We start from the raw sequence: 17017 nt of genomic DNA on the forward strand, positions 1-17017 counted from the left end.
GCGCGCATGTATAGATAGCGCGCCTGCCTCTACCTTCTATATCCGGAGTTTTGCATGAGCATTGTTCAGCACCTGATCCATGGCGAGCTGGTTTCCAAAGGTGAGCGCACCGCCGATGTCTTCAACCCGTCCACCGGCCAGGCTGTACGCAAGGTCGAGCTGGCCAGTCGCGCGACTGTGCAGGAAGCGATCGACTCCGCCAAGGCGGCCTTCCCGGCCTGGCGCAACACCCCACCGGCCAAGCGCGCCCAGGTAATGTTCCGCTTCAAGCAACTGCTGGAGCAGAACGAAGCCAAGATTTCGCAGATGATCAGCGAAGAGCATGGCAAGACCTTGGAAGACGCAGCCGGCGAACTGAAGCGCGGCATCGAGAACGTCGAGTTCGCCTGCGCAGCGCCAGAAGTATTGAAAGGCGAGTACAGCCGCAACGTCGGCCCGAACATCGATGCCTGGTCCGACTTCCAGCCGCTGGGCGTGGTCGCTGGCATTACCCCGTTCAACTTCCCGGCCATGGTGCCGCTGTGGATGTACCCACTGGCTATCGCCTGCGGCAACGCTTTCATCCTCAAGCCGTCCGAGCGTGACCCCAGCTCGACCCTGTACATCGCCCAGTTGCTGCTGGAAGCCGGCTTGCCGAAGGGCATCCTGAACGTGGTGCACGGTGACAAGGAAGCGGTGGATGCACTGATTGAAGCGCCAGAAGTAAAAGCACTGAGCTTTGTCGGTTCAACGCCGATCGCCGAGTACATCTATGCCGAAGGCACCAAGCGTGGCAAGCGCGTGCAAGCCTTGGGTGGCGCGAAGAACCACGCGGTACTGATGCCGGATGCCGACCTGGACAACGCCGTCAGCGCACTGATGGGCGCGGCCTACGGTTCGTGCGGCGAGCGCTGCATGGCCATTTCGGTGGCGGTATGCGTGGGTGACCAGGTGGCCGATGCCCTGATTGCCAAGCTGGAACCGCAGATCAAGGCACTGAAGATTGGTGCCGGCACTTCGTGCGGCCTGGACATGGGCCCGTTGGTAACGGCTGCTGCCCGTGACAAGGTAGTGGGTTACATCGATGACGGTGTTGCTGCTGGCGCCAAGCTGGTGGTGGATGGCCGCGGCTTCCGTGTAGCCGGTAATGAAGATGGCTACTTCGTGGGTGGCACCCTGTTCGACAAGGTGACCCCGGAGATGCGTATCTATAAAGAAGAGATCTTCGGGCCGGTGCTATGCGTGGTGCGTGTGAACAGCCTGGAGCAGGCCATGCAGCTGATCAATGATCACGAGTATGGCAACGGGACCTGCATCTTCACCCGTGACGGTGAAGCGGCGCGCCTGTTCTGCGACGAGATCGAAGTGGGCATGGTAGGTGTGAACGTGCCACTGCCGGTGCCGGTGGCTTATCACAGCTTTGGTGGCTGGAAGCGTTCGCTGTTCGGTGACCTGCATGCCTATGGCCCGGACGGGGTGCGCTTCTATACCCGTCGCAAGGCGATTACCCAGCGCTGGCCGCAGCGTGCCAGCCATGAAGCGTCGCAGTTTGCATTCCCTAGCCTTTAAGGCAGGTAACTAAAAGCGGGGAGGCCGAAAGGCCTCCCCGCTTTGTTTTTGGGGGTGTTCGCCTTGGGGATTCAGCAGTGTTCGGCTTGGGTCTTTCAGCGCCTGTGAGATCGAGCGCCGCCCGCGCGGCGCATCGCGACGCAAGGCCGCTCCCACATCTGTTTCGGGCCAATCCCGCTTGTGCCATTGGCGCGCGACCCCTTGTTTGTTCCATTCGATATCGAGGGTTGCACCGCCCCGTCTCCGCAATCTCCAGCCATACACCCAGGGTGCGAGTGCGGAGGAGGCAGGAGTAACTGGCCCGAAACAAATGTGGGAGCGGCCTTGCGTCGCGCGGGCGGCGCTCGATCTCATAGGCGCAGAAGGTGTTGTGGCGGGCACCTGTTAGCCTTTCTAGGGTATTTCCCGCTTATATTTCAGTTTCTTGAAATTAAAGGTTGACGCCCTTCCGAATCCCCTTATAATGCGCCCCACTTCCAGCGACATCGGAACGACAAACTCCTTGAGATTCAATGAGTTAGATAGTTAAGGTGCTGCTGAAAGGGCTACGATCGAAAGATCGCAAGCGGTTGAAATGGTGGTTGACAGCGCTTCTAAACGCTGTATGATTCACCTCCCGCTACGAGAGATCGCAGCGAGTTAAGTGTTTGAGGCTAAACGAGTTTCTCGGAAAAAACTTCAAAATAAACGCTTGACAGGCTCTGAGGAAAGCGTAGAATGCGCGCCTCGGTTGAGACGAAAAGCTCTTAACCAAACGCTCTTTAACAAATTGAATCAAGCAATTCGTGTGGGTGCTTGTGAGTATGGACTGATAGTCAAAAAGATTATCAGCATCACAAGTGACCATGCGAGAAATCACATAGTCATTTGAGATTGCTGAGCCAAGTTTAGGGTTTCTTAAAAACCCAAGCAGTATTGAACTGAAGAGTTTGATCATGGCTCAGATTGAACGCTGGCGGCAGGCCTAACACATGCAAGTCGAGCGGATGAGAAGAGCTTGCTCTTCGATTCAGCGGCGGACGGGTGAGTAATGCCTAGGAATCTGCCTGGTAGTGGGGGACAACGTTTCGAAAGGAACGCTAATACCGCATACGTCCTACGGGAGAAAGCAGGGGACCTTCGGGCCTTGCGCTATCAGATGAGCCTAGGTCGGATTAGCTAGTTGGTGAGGTAATGGCTCACCAAGGCGACGATCCGTAACTGGTCTGAGAGGATGATCAGTCACACTGGAACTGAGACACGGTCCAGACTCCTACGGGAGGCAGCAGTGGGGAATATTGGACAATGGGCGAAAGCCTGATCCAGCCATGCCGCGTGTGTGAAGAAGGTCTTCGGATTGTAAAGCACTTTAAGTTGGGAGGAAGGGCATTAACCTAATACGTTAGTGTTTTGACGTTACCGACAGAATAAGCACCGGCTAACTCTGTGCCAGCAGCCGCGGTAATACAGAGGGTGCAAGCGTTAATCGGAATTACTGGGCGTAAAGCGCGCGTAGGTGGTTTGTTAAGTTGGATGTGAAAGCCCCGGGCTCAACCTGGGAACTGCATCCAAAACTGGCAAGCTAGAGTACGGTAGAGGGTGGTGGAATTTCCTGTGTAGCGGTGAAATGCGTAGATATAGGAAGGAACACCAGTGGCGAAGGCGACCACCTGGACTGATACTGACACTGAGGTGCGAAAGCGTGGGGAGCAAACAGGATTAGATACCCTGGTAGTCCACGCCGTAAACGATGTCAACTAGCCGTTGGAATCCTTGAGATTTTAGTGGCGCAGCTAACGCATTAAGTTGACCGCCTGGGGAGTACGGCCGCAAGGTTAAAACTCAAATGAATTGACGGGGGCCCGCACAAGCGGTGGAGCATGTGGTTTAATTCGAAGCAACGCGAAGAACCTTACCAGGCCTTGACATGCAGAGAACTTTCCAGAGATGGATTGGTGCCTTCGGGAACTCTGACACAGGTGCTGCATGGCTGTCGTCAGCTCGTGTCGTGAGATGTTGGGTTAAGTCCCGTAACGAGCGCAACCCTTGTCCTTAGTTACCAGCACGTTATGGTGGGCACTCTAAGGAGACTGCCGGTGACAAACCGGAGGAAGGTGGGGATGACGTCAAGTCATCATGGCCCTTACGGCCTGGGCTACACACGTGCTACAATGGTCGGTACAGAGGGTTGCCAAGCCGCGAGGTGGAGCTAATCTCACAAAACCGATCGTAGTCCGGATCGCAGTCTGCAACTCGACTGCGTGAAGTCGGAATCGCTAGTAATCGCGAATCAGAATGTCGCGGTGAATACGTTCCCGGGCCTTGTACACACCGCCCGTCACACCATGGGAGTGGGTTGCACCAGAAGTAGCTAGTCTAACCTTCGGGAGGACGGTTACCACGGTGTGATTCATGACTGGGGTGAAGTCGTAACAAGGTAGCCGTAGGGGAACCTGCGGCTGGATCACCTCCTTAATCGACGACATCAGCCTGCTGATGAGCTCCCACACGAATTGCTTGATTCTTTGTAAAAGACGATCAAGGCCTTCTGCAGGCCTCGCGTTGTTCCTGATCAGAACTTGGAAATGAGCATTCGCTTCGAATGTTGATTTCTGACTTTTGTCAGATCGTTCTTTAAAAATTCGGATATGTGATAGAAATAGACTGAACACCAGTTTCACTGCTGGTGGATCAGGCTAAGGTAAAATTTGTGAGTTCTGCTCGAAAGAGCAACGTGCGAATTTTCGGCGAATGTCGTCTTCACAGTATAACCAGATTGCTTGGGGTTATATGGTCAAGTGAAGAAGCGCATACGGTGGATGCCTTGGCAGTCAGAGGCGATGAAAGACGTGGTAGCCTGCGAAAAGCTTTGGGGAGTCGGCAAACAGACTGTGATCCAGAGATCTCTGAATGGGGGAACCCAGCCAGCACAAGCTGGTTATCTTGTACTGAATACATAGGTGCAAGAGGCGAACCAGGGGAACTGAAACATCTAAGTACCCTGAGGAAAAGAAATCAACCGAGATTCCCTTAGTAGTGGCGAGCGAACGGGGACCAGCCCTTAAGTTGGTTTGAGATTAGTGGAACGCTCTGGAAAGTGCGGCCATAGTGGGTGATAGCCCCGTACACGAAAATCTCTTATCAATGAAATCGAGTAGGACGGAGCACGAGAAACTTTGTCTGAATATGGGGGGACCATCCTCCAAGGCTAAATACTACTGACTGACCGATAGTGAACTAGTACCGTGAGGGAAAGGCGAAAAGAACCCCGGAGAGGGGAGTGAAATAGATCCTGAAACCGTATGCGTACAAGCAGTGGGAGCCTACTTGTTAGGTGACTGCGTACCTTTTGTATAATGGGTCAGCGACTTATATTCAGTGGCGAGCTTAACCGAATAGGGGAGGCGTAGCGAAAGCGAGTCTTAATAGGGCGTTTAGTCGCTGGGTATAGACCCGAAACCGGGCGATCTATCCATGGGCAGGTTGAAGGTTAGGTAACACTGACTGGAGGACCGAACCGACTACCGTTGAAAAGTTAGCGGATGACCTGTGGATCGGAGTGAAAGGCTAATCAAGCTCGGAGATAGCTGGTTCTCCTCGAAAGCTATTTAGGTAGCGCCTCATGTATCACTGTAGGGGGTAGAGCACTGTTTCGGCTAGGGGGTCATCCCGACTTACCAAACCGATGCAAACTCCGAATACCTACAAGTGCCGAGCATGGGAGACACACGGCGGGTGCTAACGTCCGTCGTGAAAAGGGAAACAACCCAGACCGTCAGCTAAGGTCCCAAAGTCATGGTTAAGTGGGAAACGATGTGGGAAGGCTTAGACAGCTAGGAGGTTGGCTTAGAAGCAGCCACCCTTTAAAGAAAGCGTAATAGCTCACTAGTCGAGTCGGCCTGCGCGGAAGATGTAACGGGGCTCAAACCATGCACCGAAGCTACGGGTATCACCTTTTGGTGATGCGGTAGAGGAGCGTTCTGTAAGCCTGTGAAGGTGAGTTGAGAAGCTTGCTGGAGGTATCAGAAGTGCGAATGCTGACATGAGTAACGACAATGCGAGTGAAAAACTCGCACGCCGAAAGACCAAGGTTTCCTGCGCAACGTTAATCGACGCAGGGTTAGTCGGTCCCTAAGGCGAGGCTGAAAAGCGTAGTCGATGGAAAACAGGTTAATATTCCTGTACTTCCAGTTATTGCGATGGAGGGACGGAGAAGGTTAGGCCAGCCTGGCGTTGGTTGTCCAGGTTTAAGGTGGTAGGCTGGAATCTTAGGCAAATCCGGGATTTCAAGGCCGAGAGCTGATGACGAGTTGCCATTAGGCGACGAAGTGGTTGATACCATGCTTCCAAGAAAAGCTCCTAAGCTTCAGATAACTGGGAACCGTACCCCAAACCGACACAGGTGGTTAGGTAGAGAATACCAAGGCGCTTGAGAGAACTCGGGTGAAGGAACTAGGCAAAATGGCACCGTAACTTCGGGAGAAGGTGCGCCGGCGAGGGTCAAGGACTTGCTCCGTAAGCCCATGCCGGTCGAAGATACCAGGCCGCTGCGACTGTTTATTAAAAACACAGCACTCTGCAAACACGAAAGTGGACGTATAGGGTGTGACGCCTGCCCGGTGCCGGAAGGTTAATTGATGGGGTTAGCGCAAGCGAAGCTCTTGATCGAAGCCCCGGTAAACGGCGGCCGTAACTATAACGGTCCTAAGGTAGCGAAATTCCTTGTCGGGTAAGTTCCGACCTGCACGAATGGCGTAACGATGGCGGCGCTGTCTCCACCCGAGACTCAGTGAAATTGAAATCGCTGTGAAGATGCAGTGTATCCGCGGCTAGACGGAAAGACCCCGTGAACCTTTACTATAGCTTTGCACTGGACTTTGAATTTGCTTGTGTAGGATAGGTGGGAGGCTTTGAAGTGGGGACGCCAGTTCTCATGGAGCCATCCTTGAAATACCACCCTGGCAACTTTGAGGTTCTAACTCAGGTCCGTTATCCGGATCGAGGACAGTGTATGGTGGGTAGTTTGACTGGGGCGGTCTCCTCCCAAAGAGTAACGGAGGAGTACGAAGGTGCGCTCAGACCGGTCGGAAATCGGTCGTAGAGTATAAAGGCAAAAGCGCGCTTGACTGCGAGACACACACGTCGAGCAGGTACGAAAGTAGGTCTTAGTGATCCGGTGGTTCTGTATGGAAGGGCCATCGCTCAACGGATAAAAGGTACTCCGGGGATAACAGGCTGATACCGCCCAAGAGTTCATATCGACGGCGGTGTTTGGCACCTCGATGTCGGCTCATCACATCCTGGGGCTGAAGCCGGTCCCAAGGGTATGGCTGTTCGCCATTTAAAGTGGTACGCGAGCTGGGTTTAGAACGTCGTGAGACAGTTCGGTCCCTATCTGCCGTGGACGTTTGAGATTTGAGAGGGGCTGCTCCTAGTACGAGAGGACCGGAGTGGACGAACCTCTGGTGTTCCGGTTGTCACGCCAGTGGCATTGCCGGGTAGCTATGTTCGGAAGAGATAACCGCTGAAAGCATCTAAGCGGGAAACTTGCCTCAAGATGAGATCTCACTGGGATCTTGAATCCCCTGAAGGGCCGTCGAAGACTACGACGTTGATAGGTTGGGTGTGTAAGCGCTGTGAGGCGTTGAGCTAACCAATACTAATTGCCCGTGAGGCTTGACCATATAACACCCAAGCAATTTGCGCGTAAGAAGCCAAATTGTGGTGGTGAAGATGATACGAACCGAAAGTTCGCAACAACCCACAAATATCGCATATCCGGATTCGCTGGGCTGTCCATCTGGACATTCTGGCTACAGATTTTCTTGACGACCATAGAGCATTGGAACCACCTGATCCCATCCCGAACTCAGTAGTGAAACGATGCATCGCCGATGGTAGTGTGGGGTTTCCCCATGTGAGAGTAGGTCATCGTCAAGATTCATTTCGCAAAACCCCTATCTGCGCATGCAGGTAGGGGTTTTGTCTTTTCCGTCCAGGAAAAGATTTGTCTCCATGCATGCCATGGTCCACGGCATGCCCCGTGATATGGTTCCGCATCGGAATCAACCGCCTCCCAGGGAATGCTCAATGGCTACTACCACTCTCCACCCCGGCTTCATGATCGTCCACGGCAACCGCCTCGACGACCTGCGCAGTCTGGTGGTGAGCTGGATGCGTCGCTACCCCTTGGCGCCGCTGGAAAACGAAATCGCCCTGGTACAAAGCAATGGCATCGCCCAATGGCTCAAGCTCGCCCTGGCCGAAGACCCGCTTGAAGACGACCAGGGTGGCTGTGGCATCGCTGCCGCAATCGATGTACAACTGCCCGGCAGCTTCATGTGGCAGTTATACCGAAGCGTGTTGGGCCGCGATGAAATTCCTGAAGTTTCCCTGCTCGACAAGGCCCCGCTGACCTGGCGCCTGATGCGCCTGCTGCCGGCCCTGATCGAGCGACCGCATTTCGAACCGCTGCGGCGCTTCCTTACCGACGACAGCGACCTGCGCAAGCGTTACCAACTCGCCGAGCGGCTGGCCGACCTGTTCGACCAGTACCAGGTCTACCGCGCTGATTGGCTCAAGGACTGGGCGGCGGGCGAGCACATTCTCAACACCGCCCGCGGCGAGCGCAAAGCGCTGCCCCCGGGCAATCGCTGGCAGGCCGAATTGTGGCGTGCGCTGCTGGATGATGTCGGTGAAGCGGGCATGGCACAGAGCCGCGCCGGGGTGCATCAGCGCTTCATCGAGCGTATCAACGGCCTGCAGCAGGCACCGGCCGGGCTGCCACCGCGGGTAATCGTGTTCGGTATCTCTTCGCTACCAGCCCAGGCCCTGGAAGCATTGGCGGGCCTGGCACGCTTCAGTCAGGTGCTGCTGTGCGTGCACAACCCCTGCCGCCACCACTGGGCCGATATCGTTGCCGACAAGGATTTGCTGCGCCATCAGTACAAGCGCCAGCAGCGCAAGCAGGGTATGCCCCTGCAACTGGACGATCAGTCGCTGCATCAACATGCTCACCCGTTGCTGGCAGCCTGGGGCAAACAAGGCCGTGACTACATCAACCTGCTCGACAGTTATGACGACCCAGGCAGCTACCAGGGTGTGTTCAGCGATGGCCGCATCGACCTGTTCAGTGATGGCTCGCCCACAACGCTGCTAAACCAGTTGCAGGACGACATTCTCGAGCTGCGCCCGCTCGCTGAAACCCGCGAACTTTGGCCGGCAGTCGACACGGTGAAAGACCGTTCGGTACGTTTCCACATTGCCCACAGCCCGCAACGCGAAGTGGAGATCCTGCACGACCAGCTGCTGGCCCGCTTCAGCGCCGACCCTACCTTGCGCCCGCGTGACGTGATCGTCATGCTGCCGGCCGTCGACACCTACGCGCCGCATATCCGCGCGGTGTTCGGCCAGTTGCAACGCAATGACCCGCGCTACATTCCGTTCACCCTCACCGACCAGGGCCAGCGCGGTCGCGAGCCTCTGCTGATCGCCCTCGAACACCTGCTGAAGTTGCCGGACAGCCGTTTCGCGGTCAGCGAAGTGCTCGACCTGCTGGACGTACCGGCCGTGCGGGCACGGTTTGGCATTCGCGAAAACGACCTGCCTACCCTGCACCGCTGGATCGAGGGCGCCGGCATTCGCTGGGGGCTCAATGCCGAGCAGCGGGCCAGCTTGGGCTTGCCCGCAGGGCTTGAACAGAACAGCTGGCGTTTTGGCTTGCGGCGCATGCTGCTGGGCTACGCGGTGGGCGTGGGTGAAGCGTGTGATGGCATCGAACCCTACGATGAAATCGGTGGCCTGGACGCGGCATTGATCGGCCCGCTGGCCGCGCTGCTCGACGCGCTCGAAGTGGCCTATCAGGCCTTGTCCGAGCCTGCTACCGTCAGCCAGTGGGGGGAGCGCCTGAATGCCTTGTTGCAAGTGTTCTTCCTCGCCGAGGGCGAGCACGACGAATTCCTGCTGATGCAGTTGCAGGAGCTGCGCGACAGCTGGCTCGAAGTGTGCGAGGCCGTTGACCTGCAAGACCCGCTGCCGCTGACCGTAGTCCGTGAAGCCTGGCTGTCGGGCCTCGACCAGGGCAAGCTGTCGCAACGTTTCCTCGCCGGTTCGGTGAACTTCTGCACCCTCATGCCCATGCGCGCCATCCCGTTTCGCGTGGTCTGCCTGCTGGGCATGAACGATGGCGACTACCCCCGCGCCCAGCAACCGCTGGACTTCGACCTGATGGCCAGCGACTACCGACCCGGTGACCGCTCGCGCCGCGAAGATGACCGCTACCTGCTGCTCGAAGCGCTGCTGTCAGCACGTGACCAGCTGTATATCAGCTGGATCGGGCGCAGTATCCGCGACAACAGCGAACGCCCGGCCTCGGTACTGATCGGCCAGTTGCGCGATCACCTTGCCGCCGGCTGGCATCTGGCCGGCGCAGAGGAAGGGCAGCCCGCACAACCGGGTGAGCAGTTTTTACACGCCCTGACCCAGGAGCACCCACTGCAACCGTTCAGCTCGCGTTACTTCGAGAAGGGCAGCCCGCTGTTCAGCTTCGCCCACGAATGGCAGGTGCTGCACCGGCAGAGTGAGGAGGATGAGCAGGGCGACTCCGACCTGCCGCCTTACCAGGACGATGAAGCCTTGAGCCTCACCCAACTGAATGACTTTCTGCGCCACCCGGTGCGGCATTTCTTCAGTCAGCGGCTGAAGGTGTATTTCGAAGCGCTGGAAGCGCCAACCCCAGATGAAGAACCGTTCGTTCTCGATACCCTGCAACGCTACGGCGCCAGCGAAAGCCTGCTGGGTGCGGCGCTGTCCGAGCCGGACAATGCCGAGCAAGCCTTGCAGGCACAGGCCCGACGTCTGCAGGCCTGTGGCTTGCTGCCGTTGGCCGGCTTTGGCGAGTTGCTGCAAAGCGAGTTGATCGAACCTCTACCAGACTTGCTGCAACGCCACCGCCAGTTGTTGCAACGCTGGCCCCAGCTGGTCGAGGGCGCGTTGCCGGTGCATTTCGAGCACGGCCAACATCGGCTCGAAGGCTGGCTGGGCCGTGTGTTCCAGGCGGATGACCAGAGCCTGCTGAGCATCACCACCGTGCCTAACACTATCAGCGCCGGGCGCAACAACCTCAAGTGGCACCGCCTGATTGCGCCCTGGGTTACGCACCTGGCGGCCTGCGCGGCGGGCTACCACTACAACAGTGCCCTGGTGGCCAGTGACCTGACTCTGCTGCTCGCACCGCTGCCGCAAGACCAGGCCGCCCAATTACTGGGCGACCTGTTGGTGGCCCGCCAGGCGGCAATGAACGCGCCGCTGCCGATTGCAGCCAAGACTGCGTTCGCCTGGCTGGCCCAGGACGATGCCGACAAAGCCCTGGCCGCAGCTGCCCGTGCCTATGAGGGCGACGAGCGCACCAGTTTCGGTGAGCGCAATGAAAGCATCGCCCTGGCCCGACAGTACCGCGACTTCGCCGCACTCACCGCTGACGAAACCTTTGAAGGCTGGTGCGAAACCTTGTACCGCCCATTGTTCACCGCCCCTTGGCAGGCCCTGGGCAACCCGGAGAAAGGCGCATGACCCAGGACCGTCCTCTGGCACTGAGTTTCCCCCTGCACGGCAGCCAGCTGATCGAGGCAAGCGCCGGTACGGGCAAGACCTTTACCATTTCGGCGCTGTACCTGCGCCTGATCCTCGGCCACGGGGGTGAGCAGGGTTTTGGTCGCGAGCTGCTGCCACCGCAGATCCTCGTGGTCACCTTCACCGACGCAGCCACCAAGGAACTGCGCGAACGTATCCGCGCCCGTCTGGCAGAGGCTGCACGGTTCTTCCGTGGCGAACTGGAACGCGCAGACCCGCTGCTGCATCAGCTGCGTGACGATTATCCGCAAGAGGCCTGGCCGCGTTGTGCAGGCCGCCTGGAAATCGCCGTGCAGTGGATGGACGAGGCTGCGGTATCGACCATCCACGGCTGGTGCCAGCGCATGCTTCGCGAGCATGCCTTCGACAGCGGCAGCCTGTTCACCCAGACCCTGGAAACCGACCACAGTGAACTGCTCGGCCAGGTCATGCGTGATTACTGGCGGCGCTTCTGCTATGGCATGCAAGGTGACGCACTGGTCTGGGTGCGTGGCAACTGGGGCAGCCCCGATGCCTTGCTGCCGCGCATTCGCCCACTGTTCGGCCGCGTGCGCGCCCAGCAGGACGGGCCAGAGCCCGCAGCCCTGATCCAGGCATCGCTGCAGCAACGTGACGAACAGTTGGCCCGGCTCAAGGCGCCGTGGGCGCAGTGGGCCGACGAACTGCGGCAAATCTGCCGCGATGCGCTGGCCGCCAAGCAGGTCGATGGCCGCAAGATGCAGGCCCGTTACTTCGAGCCCTGGTTCGACAAGCTCTCTGCCTGGGCCGGCGACGAGCAACTCGTGGAGCTCGACCTGGGTACCGGTTTCACCCGCCTGACGCCAGACGGGATGGCCGAAGCCTGGAAGGGCGAGCCACCCGAGCATCCGGCCCTCAACGCGATGCAGACACTGCCGCAACAATTGCAGGCCCTGGACAGCCCAGAGGCGCCCTTGCTCGAGCATGCCGCCAACTGGGTATCGGCGCGGTTCGAAATCGAGAAGCGCCGGCGTGCGGAAATGGGCTTCGACGACATGCTCGTGCGCCTGCAGCACGCCTTGGCCAGCGAGGCCGGTGAACGCCTGGCCGGCCTGATCCGCGAGCAGTTCCCGGTAGCCCTGATCGACGAATTCCAGGACACCGACCCGGTGCAGTACGGCATTTTCGAGCGCATCTACCAGATCAGCGAAAACCGCGCGGAAACCGGCCTGTTCATGATCGGTGACCCCAAGCAGGCGATCTACGCCTTCCGCGGTGCCGACATCTACACCTACCTCGCTGCACGGCGCGCCACCAGCGGCCGGCTGCATAGCCTGGACACCAACTACCGCTCCAGCACGGCCATGGTCGCGGCGGTCAACCAGGTATTCCTGCAGGCCGAGGCGCGTGATGCGGGGCGCGGGGCATTCCTGTTCCGCGAGCCCGATGACAACCCGCTGCCGTTCATCGAAGTCCGCGCCAAGGGCCGTGGCGAACAGCTGCTGATTGACGGGGAAGCAAGCGCAGCCCTGCAATGCTGGCAGCTGGCAAGCGAAGAGCCAGTCTCCAGCAGTGTCTACCGCCAGCAGTTGGCGGCCAGCTGCGCCAGCCATATCGTCGCCTTGCTCAATGGCGGTCAGCAGGGCACAGCGGGCTTCCAGAATGGCGAAGGCGAACTGCGCCCGTGCCTGCCCTCGGACATCGCCATCCTGGTGCGTGACGGCCATGAAGCGCAGATGGTCCGCGCCGAGCTGGCCGCACGCGATGTGCGCAGTGTGTACCTGTCCGACAAGGACTCGGTGTTTTCCGCCCAGGAAGCCCACGACCTGCTGGCCTGGCTCAAGGCCTGCGCCGAGCCAGACTCGGAGCGCCTGCTCAAGGCCGCACTGGCCAGCCTGACACTGGGCCTGTCGCTGGCCGCGCTGGACCGGCTGACCCAGGACGAACGGGTCTGGGAAGGTTGGGTCATGCGTTTTCGCCATTATCGCGATACCTGGCAACGCCAAGGTGTACTGCCCATGCTGCGGCACCTGCTGCACGACTTCCAACTGCCGCGCACGCTGATCCGCCGCAGTGACGGCGAACGTGTGCTGACCAACCTGCTGCACCTGGCCGAACTGCTGCAGCAGGCGGCGGGTGAGCTGGACGGTGAACAGGCGCTGATCCGCCACCTGGCCGAGCACCTGGCCAGTTCCGGGCAGGCCGGTGAAGAGCAGATCCTGCGCCTGGAGAGCGACGAACAGCTGGTCAAGGTGGTGACCATCCACAAGTCCAAGGGCCTGGAGTATCCCCTGGTTTACCTGCCGTTCATCTGCACCAGCAAACCGGTGGACGGTAGCCGCCTGCCGTTGGCCTGGCATGACAGCCACGGCGACGCCCACCTCACCCTGACCCCGGACCAGGCGCAGATCGAGCGGGCCGACGACGAGCGCCTGGCCGAAGACCTGCGTCTGCTCTACGTGGCCCTGACCCGTGCCCAGCATGCTTGCTGGCTGGGTGTTGCCGACTTGAAGCGTGGCAATCAAAAGAGTTCACAACTGCACCGCTCGGCACTTGGCTATCTGTTGGGTGGTGGCCTTGCCCTGGCAGGCTCTCAGCAGCTTACCCAGTGGTTGCAGGCGCTGGCGGCGACATGTCCGCACATCGCTTGCCCGGGCCTGCCGCCGGCAGATGAGCAGGTGTATCGCATGCCCCATGCCGACCGTGAGCTGCTGCCCGCACGCAAGCCGCGCCGCGCAGCGGCTGAGCATTGGTGGATCGCGTCGTACAGCGCCCTGCGTATCGGCGATCAGGCGCTGGTTGCCGACAGTTCGCAGGCCCAGCAACTGCTGGATGACGAAGTGGTCGATGCCCAGGTACTGCGCGAGGTGCCTGCCGACAGTGGCGACATTCACCGCTTCCCGCGGGGGCCGAACCCCGGCACCTTCCTGCATGGCTTGCTGGAATGGGCGGGCCGCGAGGGCTTCAGCCAGGTCAGCAGTGACCCGCAGTTGATCGAGCGCACCATTGGCCAGCGCTGCAACCGCCGCGACTGGACCGGCTGGATCCCCACCCTCAGCCAGTGGATGCGACGCCTGCTGGGCGAGGCGCTCCCGTTGCCGGGCAGCGACCAGGGCGTGATGCTGGGGCAGTTGCGTCATTACCAGATCGAAATGGAGTTCTGGTTCGCGAGCCACCAGGTCGACGCCGAACAACTCGACCGCCTGGTGGCACGCCACACCCATCCGGGCCTGGCACGCCCGGCGGCGCAGCCGACCGTGCTCAACGGCATGTTCAAAGGTTTCATCGACCTCGCGTTCGAGCTGGACGGGCGTTACTACGTCACCGACTACAAGTCCAACTGGCTGGGCCCGGACATCCAGGCCTACGACGCCATGGCCATGGAAAAGGCCATTATCGAGCACCGCTACGACCTGCAGTACGTGCTGTACCTGCTGGCCCTGCACCGCCAGTTGCGCGCTCGCCTGCCGGACTACGATTACGACCGCCATGTCGGCGGCGCCCTGTTCATCTTCCTGCGCGGCGCGAGCAGCAGCGGCCACGGCGTGTACCACACCAAGCCACCGCGCGAGCTGATCGAAAGCCTTGATGCGCTGTTCCGTGGCGAGCACCCACCGGCACAGCAGGACCTGTTTGCCGGAGCCGAGATATGAGCCGAAACCTGGTTGACCTGTTGCCCACCCCGTTGCACGCCGAGCACTTGCTGGCGCTGGCGCCGCAGCATGACAGCGGTGACCTGCTGCAACTGCTCGACCGCTGGGTAGAGCGGGGCTGGCTGCGGGCCCTGGACCGTGCGTTCGTGTCGTTCCTCGAAGAGCGCGCCCCCGGCAGTGATCCCTTGCTGTTGCTGGCGGCAGCATTGGCCAGCCACCAACTGGGCCACGGCCATGTCTGCCTCGACCTGCAGCAAACCCTGGCCGAGCCCGACTTCGCCCTGTCGCTGCCGCCTGAAGGCGATGCCCTGATCGGGCCCTTGCTGCTGCCGTCGCAGTTGCTGGCCAACCTCGATCTGAATGCCTGGCGCCAGCGCATCGCCGCCAGCTCGCTGGTGGCCGCTGGCGATACCCCGGGCCAACAAGCCCGGCCACTGGTACTCAGCGGTGAGCGCTTGTATCTGCGCCGTTACTGGAGCTACGAGCGGCGTATCGACCATACCTTGCGTCAGCGCCTGACCCAGGCCGAAGCACCGCTGCCCGACCTGTCAGATCGCCTGGCACAGCTGTTCGAGGGCGGTGCACCAGATGGCCAGGTGGACTGGCAGAAGCTCGCCTGTGCGCTGGCCACCCGTGCCGGTTTCAGCATCATCACGGGTGGCCCCGGCACGGGTAAAACCACCACCGTGGTGCGCCTACTGGCCTTGCTGCAAGGCCCGGCGGTGGAGCAGGGCAGGCCGCTGCGCATCCGCCTGGCCGCGCCGACGGGCAAAGCCGCTGCGCGCCTGACCGAATCCATTGGCCAGCAAGTCGAGCGCCTGCAAGTCAGTGCCGAAGTACGCGGGCAAATCCCCACTGACGTCAGCACCGTGCACCGCCTGCTCGGCAGCCGCCCCGGCTCCCGGCACTTCCGCCATCACGCCGCCAACCCGCTGCCGCTGGATGTGCTGGTGGTCGACGAAGCATCGATGATCGACCTGGAAATGATGGCCAACCTGCTCGACGCCTTGCCACCCCGGGCGCGTCTGGTGCTGCTGGGCGACAAGGACCAGTTGGCCTCGGTCGAGGCCGGTGCGGTACTGGGCGACCTGTGCCGGGATGCCGAAGAGGGTTATTACTCGCGAGCGACCGCTGCGTGGCTGGAGCAGATCAGTGGCGAGTCGCTGGCCGCCAGCGGCCTCAAGGCCGGTGATGGGCAGCGCAATCCGCTGGCCCAGCAATTGGTGATGCTGCGCTTCTCACGGCGCTTCGGCGAAGGCAGCGGCATCGGCCAGCTGGCGCGGCTGGTCAATCGCCAGGATTCCCACGCGGCGCGCAACCTGCTGGCCAAGCCGCCGGCCGACGTGCACAGCCTTGCCCTCAAGCATGAGCAGGACCGTGCTTTCGACCGCCTGCTACTTGACGGCCTGAACCGCGGTGCCGAAGGCCCGCAGGGCTATCGCAGCTACCTGCGCACCCTTGGCCGCTACCGGCCTGCACTGGAAACCGCCTTTGACGACCCTGCGTGGGAACAATGGGCAGGCAAGGTGCTGCACAGCTTTGAAGACTTCCAGTTGCTATGCGCGGTACGCCGGGGGGCCTGGGGTGTCGAAGGCCTCAACGAACGGGTGGCCCGGGTGCTTCACAATGCCGGCCTTATCGACAGCCAGCAGCCCTGGTACGAAGGGCGCCCGGTGTTGGTGACCCGCAACGACTACGGCCTGGGCCTGATGAACGGTGATATCGGCATTGCCTTGCGCCTGCCGGACGAGCGCGGTGAGCCGCTGCTGCGGGTGGCCTTCCCGCGGAACGACGGCAGTGGTGGTGTGCGTTTCGTCTTGCCCAGCCGGCTCAATGAAGTGGAAACGGTATTTGCCATGACCGTGCACAAGTCCCAGGGCTCGGAGTTCAGCCACACGGCCCTGGTGCTGCCGGATGCGCTCAACCCGGTGCTGACCAAGGAGCTGGTATACACCGGCATCACCCGGGCCAAGCACTGCTTCAGCCTGGTCGAGCCACGCCAGGGCATTTTCGAAGAAGCGGTGGCGCGCAAGGTGCGGCGTATTTCCGGGTTGATGCTGGAACAGGTGTAAGACCGCCAGGCCCAATCGCCGGCAAGCCAGCTCCCACAGGGATTCCACAGCCTTTGAAAGCTGTGCTGCACCTGTGGGAGCTGGCTTGCCGGCGATTGGGCCATCAACCCCGACACATGAACCAGCTCATTCCTACAACGATGCGGCCATGTGCTATCTTTGCGCCGATAGTGGTAA

4 protein-coding genes and 3 rRNA genes are annotated in these 17017 nt (G+C 60.1%); all 7 read left to right on the forward strand.

What is annotated here, in order from left to right:
* Positions 1-54 precede the first annotated feature (54 nt).
* The 7 genes from PP4_RS03420 (at position 55) to recD (ending at position 16840) form a co-directional block, all read left to right on the forward strand.
* Positions 55-1548, forward strand: coding sequence for a CoA-acylating methylmalonate-semialdehyde dehydrogenase (locus PP4_RS03420; protein ID WP_016497893.1), 1494 nt, complete (start codon positions 55-57; stop codon positions 1546-1548).
* Positions 1549-2465: 917 nt separating this feature from the next.
* Positions 2466-4002: ribosomal RNA gene (locus PP4_RS03425) — 16S ribosomal RNA — on the forward strand.
* 317 nt (positions 4003-4319) lie between these two features.
* Positions 4320-7211 (forward strand): 23S ribosomal RNA (locus tag PP4_RS03430).
* Positions 7212-7351: 140 nt separating this feature from the next.
* Positions 7352-7467: ribosomal RNA gene (gene rrf / locus PP4_RS03435) — 5S ribosomal RNA — on the forward strand.
* Together the 16S, 23S and 5S rRNA genes form the textbook arrangement of a ribosomal RNA operon.
* Positions 7468-7617: 150 nt before the next feature.
* Positions 7618-11097 carry an exodeoxyribonuclease V subunit gamma gene (gene recC / locus PP4_RS03440; protein WP_016497894.1) on the forward strand — a complete coding sequence of 1160 codons (3480 nt, stop codon included), beginning with the start codon at positions 7618-7620 and terminating at the stop codon, positions 11095-11097.
* Positions 11094-14768 (forward strand): exodeoxyribonuclease V subunit beta, encoded by a 3675-nt coding sequence (gene recB, locus PP4_RS03445; RefSeq protein ID WP_016497895.1) that lies wholly within the window; start codon positions 11094-11096, stop codon positions 14766-14768. The genes recC and recB overlap by 4 nt, the downstream gene beginning before the upstream one ends.
* Positions 14765-16840, forward strand: a complete 2076-nt coding sequence (recD, locus tag PP4_RS03450) for an exodeoxyribonuclease V subunit alpha (RefSeq protein ID WP_016497896.1) — start codon at positions 14765-14767, stop codon at positions 16838-16840. The genes recB and recD overlap by 4 nt, the downstream gene beginning before the upstream one ends.
* The last annotated feature ends 177 nt before the right edge of the window (positions 16841-17017 follow it).

The organism is Pseudomonas putida NBRC 14164 (assembly GCF_000412675.1).
Lineage (GTDB): Bacteria > Pseudomonadota > Gammaproteobacteria > Pseudomonadales > Pseudomonadaceae > Aquipseudomonas > Aquipseudomonas putida.